The organism is Acidimicrobiales bacterium (assembly GCA_040219085.1).
Classification (GTDB): domain Bacteria; phylum Actinomycetota; class Acidimicrobiia; order Acidimicrobiales; family JAVJTC01; genus JAVJTC01.
Genome location: JAVJTC010000009.1, coordinates 135,205 through 148,686, shown reverse-complemented (window position 1 = coordinate 148,686; position 13,482 = coordinate 135,205). Strand labels below are relative to the sequence as shown.

Sequence of the window (13,482 nt, the reverse complement as noted above, 5' to 3'; positions counted from 1 at the left end):
CATACGGTGGCCTCGATCCCGCCGGGTCGCCGTGCCGGTTCTACCCTGCCCCGCCGAGGCGGACCCGGAGGCGGTCGAAGGAGACCGCGATGATGAGTAGAGCGCCCTCACTGAACTCGATCCAGAAAGACGGCACGCCGGTCTGGATGAGGCCGTTCTGTAGCGTGTTGAGGACGAGGAGGGCGAGGAATGTGCCGGCGATCGAGCCGCGGCCACCCGAGAGGCTGGCGCCACCGAGGATGATCGCGGTGACGACGGTGAGTTCGAACCCCGAACCCGCGTTGGTGGACGCGCTGCCGATCTGGGACACACGGATCATCGCCGCGAGCGCAACGGCCAGTGCTGTCAGGACGAAGGCGATGAACAGCACCCGGTCGGTCCGGATGCCCGCGAGACGCGCCGCCTGGGGATTCGAGCCGACGGCGTAGATGGAGCGCCCGTACACGGTGTACTTCAAGAGCAGGTGACAGGCGATCGACACGCCGATGAAGATGTAGACGGGGGTGGGGATGTCGAACAGCGGCCGGCTGACGCCCAGGTCGCCGAACCCGTTGAGCCGGATGGTCTGCCCGTCTCCCAGGACCTTCGCCAGGCCCCGGAACATGGCCAGACCGCCCAGTGTGACGATCAACGAGTTGAGGCCGATCTTGGTGACGGCGAGGCCGTTGAAGAAGCCTATGGCGAGCGCCAGGCCGATCGTGATGAGGATGGCAAGGCCGATCCCGGCCCCTAGTCCGTAGGGCGTCGTGGTGGCGTCGGTGGCCGTCGTGGTGACGGCCATCGTCATCCCCAGCAGTCCGGCGACGGAACCAACCGAGAGGTCGACCTGGCCTCCGATCAGCAGGATCGTGGCGGGCATGGCGATGATGCCGACGACCGCCGAGTTCTGTCCGATGTTGACGAAGTTGTCGAAGTCGAAGAAGAACTCCGACGCGATCGAGAAGTAGATGATCAGACCGACGAGGACGAACAGCAGCGCTGCCGTCTCGGGAAGGTTCGCGATCGCCTGGCTCACCCGGCCGGGAGCGCCGGCCGGTCTCACCGTCGACGCGTCGTCGGTGCTGATGGTGGTGTCGGTCATCTCATCCTCCGGCGCGGTCGCGCCGCGATCGTCACGGCGGTGGTGTCATCCACCGGCATGGGCGAGTAGTGCGTTCATCGTGATGTCGTCGCCGGCCAATTCGGCGGTCGTCCGACCCTTCGCGATCACGTACGAGCGGTCGGCGACGGCGATGACCTCTTCGTAGTCGGAGGTCACGATCAGGATCGCGGCGCCTTCGGTGGCCAGTTGGCGCAGGACCTTGTAGAGGTCGGCGCGCGCGCCGACGTCCACGCCCCTCGTCGGTTCGAGGAGGACCAGAGCCTGCGCCTGGCGTTCGAGCCACCGGGAGACGAGGACCTTCTGCTGGTTCCCGCCGGAGAGTTCCTCCATCGGCTGCCCAGCCTTTCCGCTGCTGCGGATGGCGAGGCGTTCGTACCAACGGTCGAGGGCCTTCTGTTCGACGTCGGTGGTGAGCAGTCCGGTCGTGGACAGCCGCGACCACGAGGCCACGGCCACGTTCTCCCCCACGGGTCGTGTGGCGAAGGCCCCGCCCACCTTGCGGTCCTCGCTGAGGAAGCCGATCCCGTGCGCCACTGCGTCGACCGGTTTGGTCAGTTCCACGGGTTGGCCGGCCACCTCGAGTGTCCCGGCGTCGATGGGGTCCAGTCCGAAGGCGCTACGTCCGATCTCCAGAGCGCCCGAGCCGAGCTTTCCGTAGAGCGCCACCACCTCACCCGTGCGGACGTCGACGTTCACATCCGTGAAGCGACGGTGCGAGGAGGCGTTGCGCCAGCGGAGGGCCACGTCGCCCACGACCGCCTCCGATGCCGGTGGGCGGCCGGTCACGAGATCGTAGCGCCCGACCATCGCGGCGACGAGGCGGTCCCGGTCCACGGAACTCGTCTCCTCGAGCAGTGCGACCTCACCGTCGCGGAGCACCTGGACCCGGTCGGAGAGCTCGAAGACCTCGTCGAGACGGTGGGTGATGTAGATGATTGCCTTGCCCTGGTCCCGCAGGCGCCGGACCTGGCTGAACAAGATGTCGGCCTCGTGCTGGGAGAGCGCGGCAGTTGGCTCGTCGAGAATGAGTACCCGGGCCTCGTTGCTGAGCGCCCGGGCGATCTCGACCAGTTGGCGCTCGCCGACCGTGAGAGTCGAGACGTCCGCATTGACGTCGATGTCGGCTTCGAGAGAGTCCAGTACCGCCCTCGCCCGTCGCTGCACCTCGCGCCAACGGACGATTCCGTAGCGACTCGGGAGGCGCCCCAACGAGATGTTCTCGGCCACGGTGAGGGTCGGGGCGTCGTTGAACTCCTGGGCGATCATCGAGATTCCGGCGAGGCCGGACTCGAGGGGCGTGAGTACCGCATGCGGTGTGCCGTCGATCACGATCGAGCCGGCCGTGGGCGTGTAGTCGCCCACGATGATCTTCACCAGGGTGGACTTGCCGGCTCCATTCTCACCCAGAAGGGCGAGAATGGAGCCGGAACGTGCTTCGAGGTCGATCCCCTTGAGGACCTCGACCCCGCCGAAGGACTTCCGGATCCCTGCGGTCGCCACCACCGGGACGGTCGTGGTTGCGGCACCCGGAGAGTCCATCGGCTGAGGGTCGTTCACTGTCGTGTTGAACTAGTGCGTCGTGACCGGCGAATCAGCCGCAGTCGGTGACGTCGTAGATGTCCTCGATGTTCTCCGAGGTGATGATCTGGTGCTCTGTGAAGAGCAACTCGTCGACGGTCTCGCCGCGAAGGATCGCCTGTGCAGCGGGAATCAGGATCTCGCCGTAGCGCTCCGGGAAGTACGCGGTGGATGCGATGTAGTTCGGGTTGTCGCGGATCTCGCACCAGATGCTCGGGTCGGTGCCCTGTCCGGAGTAGTAGAGGTCGCCGTCACGGCCGAGAGTCCGGGCTGCGGCGATGGCACCGAGGATGCCGTCCTCGTTGATGGCGACGACGGCGATCCGCTCACCGGGCAGTGCCGGCAGGAGGTCGGTCATCTGCTCGAGTGCGGGGTCGGTGCGGTCGGCACCGTCGAGAATGCGCTCGTTGATGATCGGGCAGTGCTGGGTGAAGCCGTCGCGGTAGCCGCCCATGCGGTCGGCGTTGGCATCGCCGGCCGCGGTCGACTCGAGTGAGACGTAGGCGTCGTACTCGCAGTCGAACTCCGTGGCGAAGTACTCGCCCAGTGCCGCGCCGGCCAGTTCGCCTGCTCCCCGGTTGTTGGCGCCCATGAAGGCCACCTGGCAGGGCTCCTGCACGATGTCGATCGCGATCGTGGGGACGTCGTTGTAGGCGGCGCAGATTTCCGGGCTGGACTGCTGGTCCACCTGGAAGTTGAGGACGACCTCGACGTCGCGGGTTGCGAACAGCTGGGCACATTCCAGTGCCTTCGCCGCGTCGATTTCGGAGTCGCAGAAGACGAGGTCCACGCCGGCGGCGTCGGCCTCGACCGGGATGGAGTCGGACACGAGCTTCACGAAGGGAACGGCGTCACCGAGAGAGATGTAACCAACCGCACCCTCACCGTCCGCGCCGCCGTCGTCTGCGGCTGCTCCGTCGTCGCCTGAGGCTCCGTCGTCACCGCCGTCGTCTGCGGCTGCTCCGTCGTCGCCTGAGGCTCCGTCGTCACCGCCGTCGTCTGCGGCTGCTCCGTCGTCGCCCGAGGCTCCGTCGTCACCGCCGTCGTCTGCGGCTGCTCCGTCGTCGCCCGAGGCGGTGTCGTCGTCATCTCCGCAGGCTGAAGCAATCAGCGCGAAGACCGCCAAAACGGCGATCAACCATCGAAGGGTCTTGCTCATTGTGGTCCTCCCCACCCGGCCACCATCTGGCGGCCGGAAACGTTTCTAGTAACGAAACTATCCGAGGGTGGGGGTCCGGTCAACTCACCCCGCCATCTGCGGTGTCGTGGCGGGCGACGAAGGTGCACTGCTAGCGTCGGCCGCACACTGGAATCGAATCCAGCCCGGCCGACGGCGCCGCGCGGCGGCCGACGCGAAGTGACGAGTCGACAAGACCTGGACGAGGAGTGGATGCACATGGCGTGGAGTGTCGGTGCTGGCATCGAAGGCAAAGGTGTGATCGTGACCGGCGCCGCCGGCGGGATGGGCAGACCCGTCGCGGAGGCCTTCGCCGCGGCGGGGGCCAAGGTGATGGCGGTCGACCTCCACGCGGATGCGGCGGCCGAGGTGGTCGCGGGTCTCGAGGGGGAGGGGCACGTGGCCGCGGGCCTGGACCTGTCGGACCTGGACGCGCAGACGGCGCTCGTCGAGCGGGCGAAGTCCGAGCTCGGCGGTGTCTACGCGCTCGCCCATCTGGCTGCCGTCCTGCGCCGCCGGGATTCGCTCGGCGCGGTGACCGAGGACGACTGGGACTTCCAGGTCGACACCAACCTGAAGGCCAGCTTCTTCCTGTGTCGTGCCGTTGCCGAGGCGATGAAGGAGGGCGGCGAGGGTGGCCGGATCATCGCCTTCACCTCCCAGGGATGGTGGACCGGCGGGTTCGGCGGTTCCGTCGTGTACTGCGCGTCGAAGGGTGGGATCGTCTCGATGGTGCGGGGACTGGCCCGCACATTCGGGCCCGACGGCATCACGGTGAACGCGGTCGCTCCCGGTCAGATCGAGACGCCGATGCTCATGACCGACCTCGACCCGGCGGTCCTGCAGCGACTCCTCGACGCCACACCGCTGGGCCGCATCGGTCAGCCCGAGGAGATGGCCGGGACAGTGGTGTTCCTCGCCTCCCAGCACGCGTCCTACATCTCGGGGGCGACGATCAACGTGAGCGGCGGGCAGCTGATGTACTGACTCCGTAGCCGGGCGGTCGGCTGTTGACCGTCCGACCGTGGAGGGCTACCGTCCCGTTTGGAAACGTTACCAGTGAGGAGCCGGTCATGGCCGAGAAACCCGAGCGGACGATCTCCGGATCCAAGACGGCGCCGGCCACCCGGCTGACGTGGTCCGACGACATCAACAAGCGGGTCCGCACCGGCGACTGGGCCGACCAGGCCATCTCGACCACCACCAAGGTGATCGAGGCCATCGAGCGGGGGGATTGGGAATCGGCCGCCCAGCTCCTCGACTATTGGATGGAGGAGGCGAAGGTCGTCTACGTCATCTACCAGGTGTGGTCCGAAGGCTGGCAGGACTATCTGGCCGGTCGCGGCGTGACCGACGAGGAACTCGCGGCGGAACTGGCGCGGCTGCGCGAACTGCTCGCCTTCCCCGACGGCGCACTCTTCGAGCCGAAGCCGCGCTGGGAGGCCATGGCCCGCGATGCCGGAGAGCTGGGCAACCGGCTGCGCGCCTACGAGATCACCGAGTCTGAGGCGCTGGCCGCGGTCGACGCGATCAGGGAGTCGTGGCGCCAGCAGCACGATCGCGGCGCGGACTTCCAGTCCGGCCTGCTCACGTTCGTCGCCCGTCGCTTCGGAGAGGAGGCTGTCGGCGACGCGTACGCGCACGTCCTGGAGCCGTACCTGCGCGAGCGCTATGCGCCCTTCGACATCCGTGAGCAGCCCTACGAGGAGACTGTCTTCCGCAACATCTACCTGACATTCGAGGCGATGCGGGGCCACCTCGTGGGGCCCGAGCGCAACGGAGACATGACCTTCGTCGAGGACGACGACAAGATCACCGTGGCATTCGATCCCTGTGGGTCCGGTGGCCGTAGCCAGCGGGGGGACCCGGTCGAGGGGACCGGTTCGAGGTCCGATCCGCCCTACGACTTCGGCGTGACGACGGACACCCACGACTGGGCGTGGAACGAAGAGGGCGTCTGCTACTACTGCGCCCACTGCTGCTACGCGCTCGAGTACTGGCCCGCCCAGCAGTGGGGACACCCCGTACGCGTCGTGGACTCACCGCTGCACCCCCAGGAGACGACGGGGCCCAATCCGAAGAAGTGCACGTGGACCATCTACAAGTCGCTCGAGGCGATTCCCGAAGAGGCCTATGTGCGGATCGGCCGTCGCAAGCCGCCGGTGAGCGACTGAATCAGCCGATGTCGGTGGGCCTTCCCACCGAGTGACAGGGGCGCGTCGAAGGTCGCCCCGTCCATTCGCGGCCGGTCGTCCTCGTCATGTGCCCCCCTTGCGTGACGATCAGGCGGCCGGCCGCTGTGTCGTCCGGAACAGTTCAGGGACTGCACCGGGCCCAGGCGTCGGCGAGATCCTCGTCGCCGAAGACGTCGACGTTCTCGCGCTCGCGGCCCCACACGTACCGCAAGATGTTGACGGCGGGGCCCCTTACGGCCACGTCGCCCTTGGCGTGCTCGCGTGTGACGGTGACGCCACCTGATCCGTCCGGGACGACCATCCATTCGCCTTCGGTGTCGGTGCAGTGCAGGTGCAGCGAACCGTCCGCGTAGGTCCGTTCCGGCCGGCGTAGCGAGTGGCGCAGCCCGACGTGGACGAACTCGTCGATGCCGTCCGACGCGAACGCCGGGTCGACGACGCCGAGCGAGCCGTCCACCGCGAGGTCCGCATCGAGGCGGTGCATCGTCGACTCGTGCGCCATGCGGCGGTGGAAGAAGCCGGAGTCGCGTGCCTCGGACCAGGTCCACATCGCCGTGCTCGTCCCCGCCCCGGCCAACGCGTCGATCACGCGGAATCGTGCAGCATCGAACCAGCCGGTGAGATCGGCTGCCGACGGCTCTTCGGTCGTGCGTGCGGGGACTTCCTCGGGTGAACCCGGAGCCGCCGAGACGAGCGCGGCGATGAAGCGGTACACGTTGCCGAGGTGGACCAGGAGGGTGGCACAGTCCCATTCCGGACAGTGGGGCACCGGCGCGGTCGGCTCCCTCAGAGCCTGGTTCCGGACATGGGCCGACTCGGCCTCGATGACGGGCAGGTACGTGGCTGGGTCCATCAGTCGTTTCTACCCGCAGCCGCCGCGGCCCGCACTTCTCGCCGGGGAGCTGCACGCTCTACGGTCCGGGCGCACTGGTGTCGAGTCGAGGGGGAACCATGAGCCGGGTCTACGAGGGTGACTGGATCGTGTCGTCGATCCTCACCGACCGTGCCGAGAAGTTCGGTGACGAGACCGCCGTCTTCAGCCACGACGGCGACCTTTCCTGGGTGGACCTCGTCGACCGTGCGGCCCGGGTCGGGGGGTTCCTCGGTGGACTCGGTGTGGGCCCCGGGGACCGGGTCGCGACGATGCTGCCGACGTCGATCGACTACATGGCGGTCTGGTACGGCATCGTCTGGGTCAATGCCATCGACGTCCCCATCAACAACGAGTACAAGGGCGTCTTCCTCGAACACATCCTCCGGGACTCCGGCTCCAAGATCCTGGTCATCGATGCACGCTGGGTCGACCGCCTCGACCACATCGACCTGCCCACGCTGGAGAAGGTTGTGGTGGTAGGAACCGCCGGTGCGAATGCGCCCGACGGCCTCGGTGTGTACGACCTGACCGACGGCCTCGCCCATGACCCGGTCCCGCTCGTCGACCGTGCCGACACCGACCTCACCTACATCATGTACACCTCGGGCACGACGGGCCCCGCCAAGGGCGTCATGCACAACAACGTGAGCTCCTGTTACTACCTCGTCCCCTTCGTCGAGGGTCTCGACCTCACCGACGACGACGTCTGCTACTCGATGTTCCCTCTGTTCCACCAGATGGGGCGCTCCGCGTGCACCCAGGCCGCCTTCTGGGTCGGCAACCCCGTCGTGTTGCGCAACGGCTTCTCCGCGAGCGGGTTCTGGGATGACATCGCCACGAGCGGCGCGACGTGGATGGGCTACTTCGGAGCCGTCATCCAGTTCCTGTGGGACAACGAGCCCTCAGCGATCGAGACCGCGCACTCGCTGACGCGCGCCTTCGGATCCTCGGCGCCACGGTCGCTCATCGAGCCGTGGCAGGAACGCTTCGGAGTGAAGCTCTACGAGGTCTACGGCTCCACGGAGATCGGTCTCGGTTCCGGTCTCGGCACCGGGCCGCCCAAGTTGGGGACCATGGGGCCGATCTGTCGCCAGGTCGAGGTGCAGATCGTCGACGAGTTCGACAATCCCGTTCCGACGGGGACCATCGGCGAGGCCGTGTGGCGGCCCACCGAGCCCTACGCGATCTTCCAGGGCTACTGGAACCGTCCCGAGGCGACGGTGGAGAGTTGGCGCAACCTGTGGTTCCACTCCGGTGACGGCGCCTATCTCGACGAGGACGGGTACTTCGTCTTCTCCGACAGGATGAAGGACTCCATCCGACGCCGGGGCGAGAACATCTCGTCGTTCTTCGTCGAGGACGCGGTGCGGGCCATCGAGGGTGTGAAGGAGGTGGGCGCCTACGCGGTCCCCTCCGATGTGTCCGAGACCGAGGAGGACGTCATGGTGGCGATCGTCCTCGACGACGGCGCCACGGTCGACGTCGAGGCGATGTTCCACACACTGTGCGAGACGATGCCCCGCCACGCCGTGCCCCGGTACGCGCGGTTCCTCGACGAGCTTCCCCGGACCCCCACCCAACGCATCCGGAAGTTCAAGCTGCGCGACATGGGTACCGACGGCGCCCATGACCGCGAGGCCATGGGCATCCACCCGCCGAAGGAGTGATCCCGGTCGGCGCGCGCCGTTGACATATTGTTTATCGATATGTACGCTCCGGTCATCTGTTATCGATAATCGATAACTTGACCCAACGAAAGAGCTGCCCGATGTCCGCCCTCCAAGCCGATCGTCCCCGGTTCGACGTCATCCTCAGGATCAGCGAGGTCGCGCTGGCCGCTGCGGCCGTCGCGGCCGCCCTCACCGTGATCTCGGTGGTCGTCGGGGTCCATGGCCTCGGCCTCATCGACGGATCCAGTCCTCTTTCTGTTCTCGCCGACAACGACATGATGTCCATCGAGGCGGAACTCGCGTTCCCTGTCGAGCTCACCGGGGACCTGACCACCCGCGACACCGTCGATGGGAGTCGCGACATCGCGAGCGGCCGGAGTCCGGCAGAGTTGACGGGCCCGGTGGTCGCGCAGGTCGCGCTGTTGACGCCGAGCGGTCTGGAACGGGCGGCGTGGACGGTCTCACGTGTCGTCGCACCGCTGGTCGCCGGCCTGGCCGCCCTCGTTCTCCTCGGGCTCGTCCGCTCGTTGCACGACGGCGACCCCTTCAACCGCCGCAACGAGCGGCGGCTCTGGGTGCTCGCTGCCGTGGCCGCCGTGGGGGGTACCGTCGCCGGGCTGGGCCCGCAGCTGATCGACGGGTGGATGGTCGGCCGGTCAGCGGCCTCGGACCTCGTCGAGACACAGCTCTCACTCACGTCGACCCTCGTTGCGCTCGCTGCGAGCACGGTCCTGGCCGTACTCGCAGGTGTCTGGCACCTGGGCGTCGATCTGAGCGACGAGGCCCGGGCGACGATCTGATGCCCGTCGACGAACCTCACCGGGTGCGGTGCAACCTCGACGAACTCCTGGACCGCAGTGGGCTCACGCTCACCGAGCTCGCCGAGAGGGTTGGCATCACGGTCGTCAACCTCTCGATCCTCAAGAACGACCGCGCCAGAGCGATCCGATTCTCTACTCTGACTGCCATCTGCGACGCCCTGGCCTGTGAACCGGGAGACCTGCTCACCCTTGGCACGGAGCCGCCGTGAGCCGGTCCGGGCTTCCTCAGCTCGTGGGCTGGAGCTGCACCGTGAGGTGCTCCGGGGACCGCAGCACGTAGCCGAGGTCGTCGGGGACGCCGTTCGGGAACGTGGCGCCGTCGTAGCGGTCCAGCAGGAACTCGAGGCCCTCGAGCATCTCCAGACGGGCCAGCAGCGATCCCGTGCAGAGGTGTCGGCCGTGACCGAACGAGAGGATCTGGGCCTTCGCGGAGAATTGGCGGTCGGCGGACTCGGCGAAGCGGTCGAGCACGAAGTCGTCGGGGTCGTCCCAGTGGTCCTCGTCGCGGTTGGCCGAGGCCAACAGGACGACCACACGCTGGTCGGGTTCGACCATCTGGCCGGACAACTCGGTCTCGGTGCGAACGCCCCTGGAGATGGCGTGCACGGGCGGAGCCCACCGCAGGCCCTCCGCGCAGGCCGAGGGGATGAGCGAACGGTCCGCCTGGAGGCGAGACCACAGCTCCGGCTCCGAGAAGAGCTTCTTCAGCAGCGACGACATCGACCGGTCGGTGGTCTCGACGCCCGCCGCCAGCAGGAAGGAACAGAACGAGCGGATCTCGTCGTCGGAGAGCGTCTCGCCCTCGTACTCGGTGGCGCACAGCGTGGACAGCAGGTCCTCGCCCGGGTTCTCGCGGCGCTGCGCGATGAGCGGCGTGACGAAGTCGAACAACTTGGTGCGTGCCTCGAGTGCACGGCGGTGGACCTCGGGGTCGCCGCTCAGGTTGGACGCACCGCCGGCCACGATGCGGTCGTAGGTCTCGCGGAAGTCCGGTGCCTCCTCGATGTCCATGATCCACGCGGTCACCTGCAACGGCAGGGGGGTGGTGAAGGCCGGCTTCAGGTCGACCGGCCCGTCGGGCAGGGCGTCGAGGAGTTCCACGGAGAGCTTGCGCACGAACTCACGCTGGGGGCCTTCCAACAGCCGGGGGCTGCGGAGGTACTTCGAGAGGATCGCGCTCTTGCGACGGTGCTCCACGCCCTCCATGTGCAAGATGGTGCGACCGTGGATGATCGAGCTGCCCGATCCGGCCATGAGGGGGCCGAAGTACTCCTCGTCGTTCAACACGCGGGACACGTCGTCATAGCGCGAGGCCACCCAGCCGCCGAAGGCGTCGCTCCAGAAGATGCCGCCGTCGGCGCGCGCGTCGCGGTAGAAGCCGCTGAGATCGCCCGGTCCGCCCTTCAGGATCTCGTCGAACCGTTCGGTGAGTGTCGTGGCCACGTCGGTGTCCCCCTCTTCGCCGCCGTCCGCGATGACGACTGCCGGAGTGCAGTTTCGCACCCCGGACGTGGTCGCCGCACCTTCGTCTCCGCGCGTCGCGCCGGCGCCGGGAGCTGGCAACCTTGTCGTGTGATCGTCGATTTCCATCGGGTCCCGGCCCCCGAGGTGGGCGCTGCGGACCTTCACGACATCTTGAGGCTGCGGGGGGACATCTTCGTCGTCGAGCAGCAGTGCGCCTACGCGGACATCGACGGCCGTGATCTCGACACCGGCACCACCCACCACTGGTTCCGCGACCCGTCCGGGATCGCCGCAGCCCTGCGGACCCTCGACGGGACGGACGGCGTTGCACGGATCGGCCGGGTCGTCACCCGTCCCGACGTGCGCGGTCGGGGACTGTCGGCCCGCCTGGTCGTGGGGGCCTTGGCCGGGATCGATGGTCCCGCGATGGTGCGCGCCCAGGCCCACCTGGAGCACTGGTACGCGCGGTTCGGCTTCGACGCAGGCGCGGTCCCCGACCGCTTCACCGAGGACGGGATCCCCCACGTGGTGATGATGCGCCCGGCGGGACCACAGCCCGTCCACGTGGACTCGGCTGACATCGATGATCCGGCACTGGTCGAGCTCGTCGCGGAACTCCTTCACGATCTGCGGTCTCGCTACCCGGGAATGACCGACGTCGAGAGCCCGGCCGAGATCGTCGAGGGTTGGGGGAGGTTCGTCGTCGTCCGTGTGGACGGGGTCCCCGCGGGGTGTGGCGCCGTGCGACGGCTACCTGACGGGCGGGCCGAACTGAAGCGGATGTACGTGAGGCCCGAGATGAGGGGGAGGGGCCTGGTACAGCTCCTACTCGCAGCTGTCGACGCGCTGGCCGCCGAAGCCGGCTACGACGCGCTGTACCTGGTGGCCGGGGACCGCCAGCCCGAGGCCGTTGCGGCCTACCGGCGGGAGGGCTTCGTCGACGCGGCGCCGTGGGGCCGGTGGGTGGACATCCCCCAGGCGGTCTGCATGATGCGCCCGATCGATCGGGCCCAGGGCGGCGAGGAGGCCTGATCGGCTAGCTCCTCGCGCGCTTGACTTCGGCGGGCGGCGGGGCTAAAACCGGCAAGAGCACAGAGGTCTGACCACTTACCACTTGGGGGGATAATGGGACGCTCGTCTGGCTGCCACTACATCGATGGTGCCTTCGTCGCCAGCGAATCGGCCGAGCAGGTCGACGTCCTCGAGAAGGCCACCGGGGCCGTGATGGGAACTGCGGCCGTCGGCGGCGCTCACGAGGTGGATCGTGCAGTTGCGGCCGCGGAGCGCAGCCGTCACGAATGGGCGGCCGCGCCGTATACAGCCAGGGCCGCGGTCCTTCGGGCTGCTGCTGCCGGGATCGAGGGGCGCAGCGCGGAGTTGATCGACGTGATTGTGCGGGAGACCGGCGCGATCGCCGCCAAGGCCGAGTACGAGGTGTGGGCCGGTGCGAGCTACCTCTATCAGGCGGCTGAGTTGGCCGCTCGGACGGGAGGCGAAATCCTGCCTTCGGCCATGCCGGGGAAGATGAACCTCGTCCGGCGGATGCCTCTCGGAACGGTCGGCATCATCACGCCGTGGAACTTCCCAGTCGTGCTCGGTGTCTACACGCTTGCTCCCGCATTGGCGGTCGGGAACGCCGTGGTCCTCAAGCCCGCCCCGGACACTCCCATCAGCGGTGGTCAGCTCCTCGCCGAGATTCTCGACGATGCCGGGGTCCCGGCGGGCGTGTTCAACGTGGTCACGGGCGAAGGCGACGCTGTGGGTGAGCCGCTCGTGACCCACGCCGATGTCGCGATGATCCACTTCACCGGGTCGACCGCCGTCGGTCGCCGGATCAACATGCTCGCCGCGGAGCAGCTCAAGCGCGTGAGCCTCGAGATGGGTGGCAACAACGCGTTGTTGGTTCTGGACGACGCTGATCCGGAGCATGCGGCAATGATCGGAGCGTTCGCTGCCTTCAACTACCAGGGCCAGACGTGCATCACGGCCGGGCGCCACATCGTGATGTCATCCGTCGCCGATGCGTACACCGAGTCTCTGGTGCGCCGAGCAGCGGGGATTCCGGTCGGCGATCCGACCGATCCGAACGTGGGAATGGGGCCGATCATCAATCAGCGCCAACTCGAACGAGCGGTCTCGCTACTCGGATCGGCGACGACCGAGGGCGCCTCAGTGCTCCAAGGAGGAACACATGAAGGCCTGTTCATGGCGCCCACGGTTCTCGGCGGTGTCTCGGCTGACAACACGGCGTTCCGTGAGGAGCTGTTCGCTCCCATCGCGCCGATCACCGTCGTCGACACGGAGGAGGAGGCGCTCGAGCTGGTCAACCGGACCGACTATGGGCTCGTCAACTCGATCGTCACGGGCGATCCGATGCGTGGGCTCGCGCTGGCGGAGAGAGTCCACTCAGGCATGGTCCATGTCAACGACGTGACGACTCTCGTGGAGCCGAACGTGCCGTTCGGTGGAATCGGACTGTCAGGACTGGGTCGACCGACTGGAGGCTCTGCGAACCTCGAGCACTTCACGGAGCGGCAGTGGATCTCGGTCGCCCGTCAGCCGGTGGAGTACCCGTGGTGATCCGTCGAGACGAGAGCGGGT

General features: G+C 67.6%; 12 protein-coding genes. 7 read left to right on the top strand and 5 right to left on the bottom strand.

Annotated features, from left to right (window positions below; translation table 11 throughout):
- Positions 1-40 precede the first annotated feature (40 nt).
- The 3 genes from RIE08_04415 to RIE08_04405 are packed head-to-tail and all read right to left on the bottom strand — an operon-like array spanning position 41 to position 3,839.
- The gene (locus tag RIE08_04415) at positions 41-1,081 is read right to left on the bottom strand and encodes an ABC transporter permease (GenBank protein MEQ8716833.1); all 1,041 of its coding nucleotides are present in this window, start codon (positions 1,079-1,081) and stop codon (positions 41-43) included.
- A 45-nt stretch (positions 1,082-1,126) separates the two neighbouring features.
- A complete protein-coding gene (locus tag RIE08_04410; GenBank protein ID MEQ8716832.1) occupies positions 1,127-2,641 on the bottom strand; it encodes a sugar ABC transporter ATP-binding protein in 1,515 nt (504 codons plus the stop codon).
- A gap of 52 nt (positions 2,642-2,693) precedes the next feature.
- Positions 2,694-3,839: a sugar ABC transporter substrate-binding protein gene (locus RIE08_04405; GenBank protein MEQ8716831.1), complete on the bottom strand. Its 1,146-nt coding sequence runs from the start codon at positions 3,837-3,839 to the stop codon at positions 2,694-2,696.
- A gap of 237 nt (positions 3,840-4,076) precedes the next feature.
- Here RIE08_04405 and RIE08_04400 point away from each other — a divergent pair, with 237 nt between their 5' ends.
- Positions 4,077-4,844, top strand: coding sequence for an SDR family NAD(P)-dependent oxidoreductase (locus tag RIE08_04400; GenBank protein MEQ8716830.1), 768 nt, complete (start codon positions 4,077-4,079; stop codon positions 4,842-4,844).
- Between the two features lie 86 nt (positions 4,845-4,930).
- Entirely contained in the window at positions 4,931-6,031 is a 1,101-nt protein-coding gene (locus RIE08_04395; GenBank protein MEQ8716829.1) for a hypothetical protein, read from the top strand.
- 142 nt (positions 6,032-6,173) lie between these two features.
- Here RIE08_04395 and RIE08_04390 read toward each other — a convergent pair whose 3' ends face one another.
- Entirely contained in the window at positions 6,174-6,905 is a 732-nt protein-coding gene (locus RIE08_04390; protein ID MEQ8716828.1) for a maleylpyruvate isomerase family mycothiol-dependent enzyme, read from the bottom strand.
- Between the two features lie 98 nt (positions 6,906-7,003).
- On the opposite strand from RIE08_04390, the gene RIE08_04385 reads away from it, so the two are divergent.
- The 3 genes from RIE08_04385 to RIE08_04375 all read left to right on the top strand — a co-directional run bounded on the left by RIE08_04385 (position 7,004) and on the right by RIE08_04375 (position 9,626).
- Positions 7,004-8,593 (top strand): AMP-binding protein, encoded by a 1,590-nt coding sequence (locus RIE08_04385; protein ID MEQ8716827.1) that lies wholly within the window; start codon positions 7,004-7,006, stop codon positions 8,591-8,593.
- Positions 8,594-8,694: 101 nt separating this feature from the next.
- On the top strand, positions 8,695-9,396 hold the full coding sequence (locus tag RIE08_04380) for a DUF2975 domain-containing protein (protein ID MEQ8716826.1): 702 nt from the start codon (positions 8,695-8,697) through the stop codon (positions 9,394-9,396).
- A complete protein-coding gene (locus RIE08_04375; GenBank protein ID MEQ8716825.1) occupies positions 9,396-9,626 on the top strand; it encodes a helix-turn-helix transcriptional regulator in 231 nt (76 codons plus the stop codon). Before RIE08_04380 ends, RIE08_04375 begins: the two co-directional genes overlap by 1 nt.
- Positions 9,627-9,642: 16 nt before the next feature.
- On the opposite strand, the gene RIE08_04370 is transcribed toward RIE08_04375, so the two are convergent.
- Complete coding sequence (locus RIE08_04370) at positions 9,643-10,860, bottom strand: cytochrome P450 (GenBank protein MEQ8716824.1); 1,218 nt, start codon at positions 10,858-10,860, stop codon at positions 9,643-9,645.
- A gap of 129 nt (positions 10,861-10,989) precedes the next feature.
- Between RIE08_04370 and RIE08_04365 the strand changes: the two genes are divergently transcribed.
- Positions 10,990-11,913, top strand: a complete 924-nt coding sequence (locus tag RIE08_04365; GenBank protein MEQ8716823.1) for a GNAT family N-acetyltransferase — start codon at positions 10,990-10,992, stop codon at positions 11,911-11,913.
- Between the two features lie 93 nt (positions 11,914-12,006).
- Positions 12,007-13,461, top strand: coding sequence for an aldehyde dehydrogenase family protein (locus tag RIE08_04360; protein MEQ8716822.1), 1,455 nt, complete (start codon positions 12,007-12,009; stop codon positions 13,459-13,461).
- The last annotated feature ends 21 nt before the right edge of the window (positions 13,462-13,482 follow it).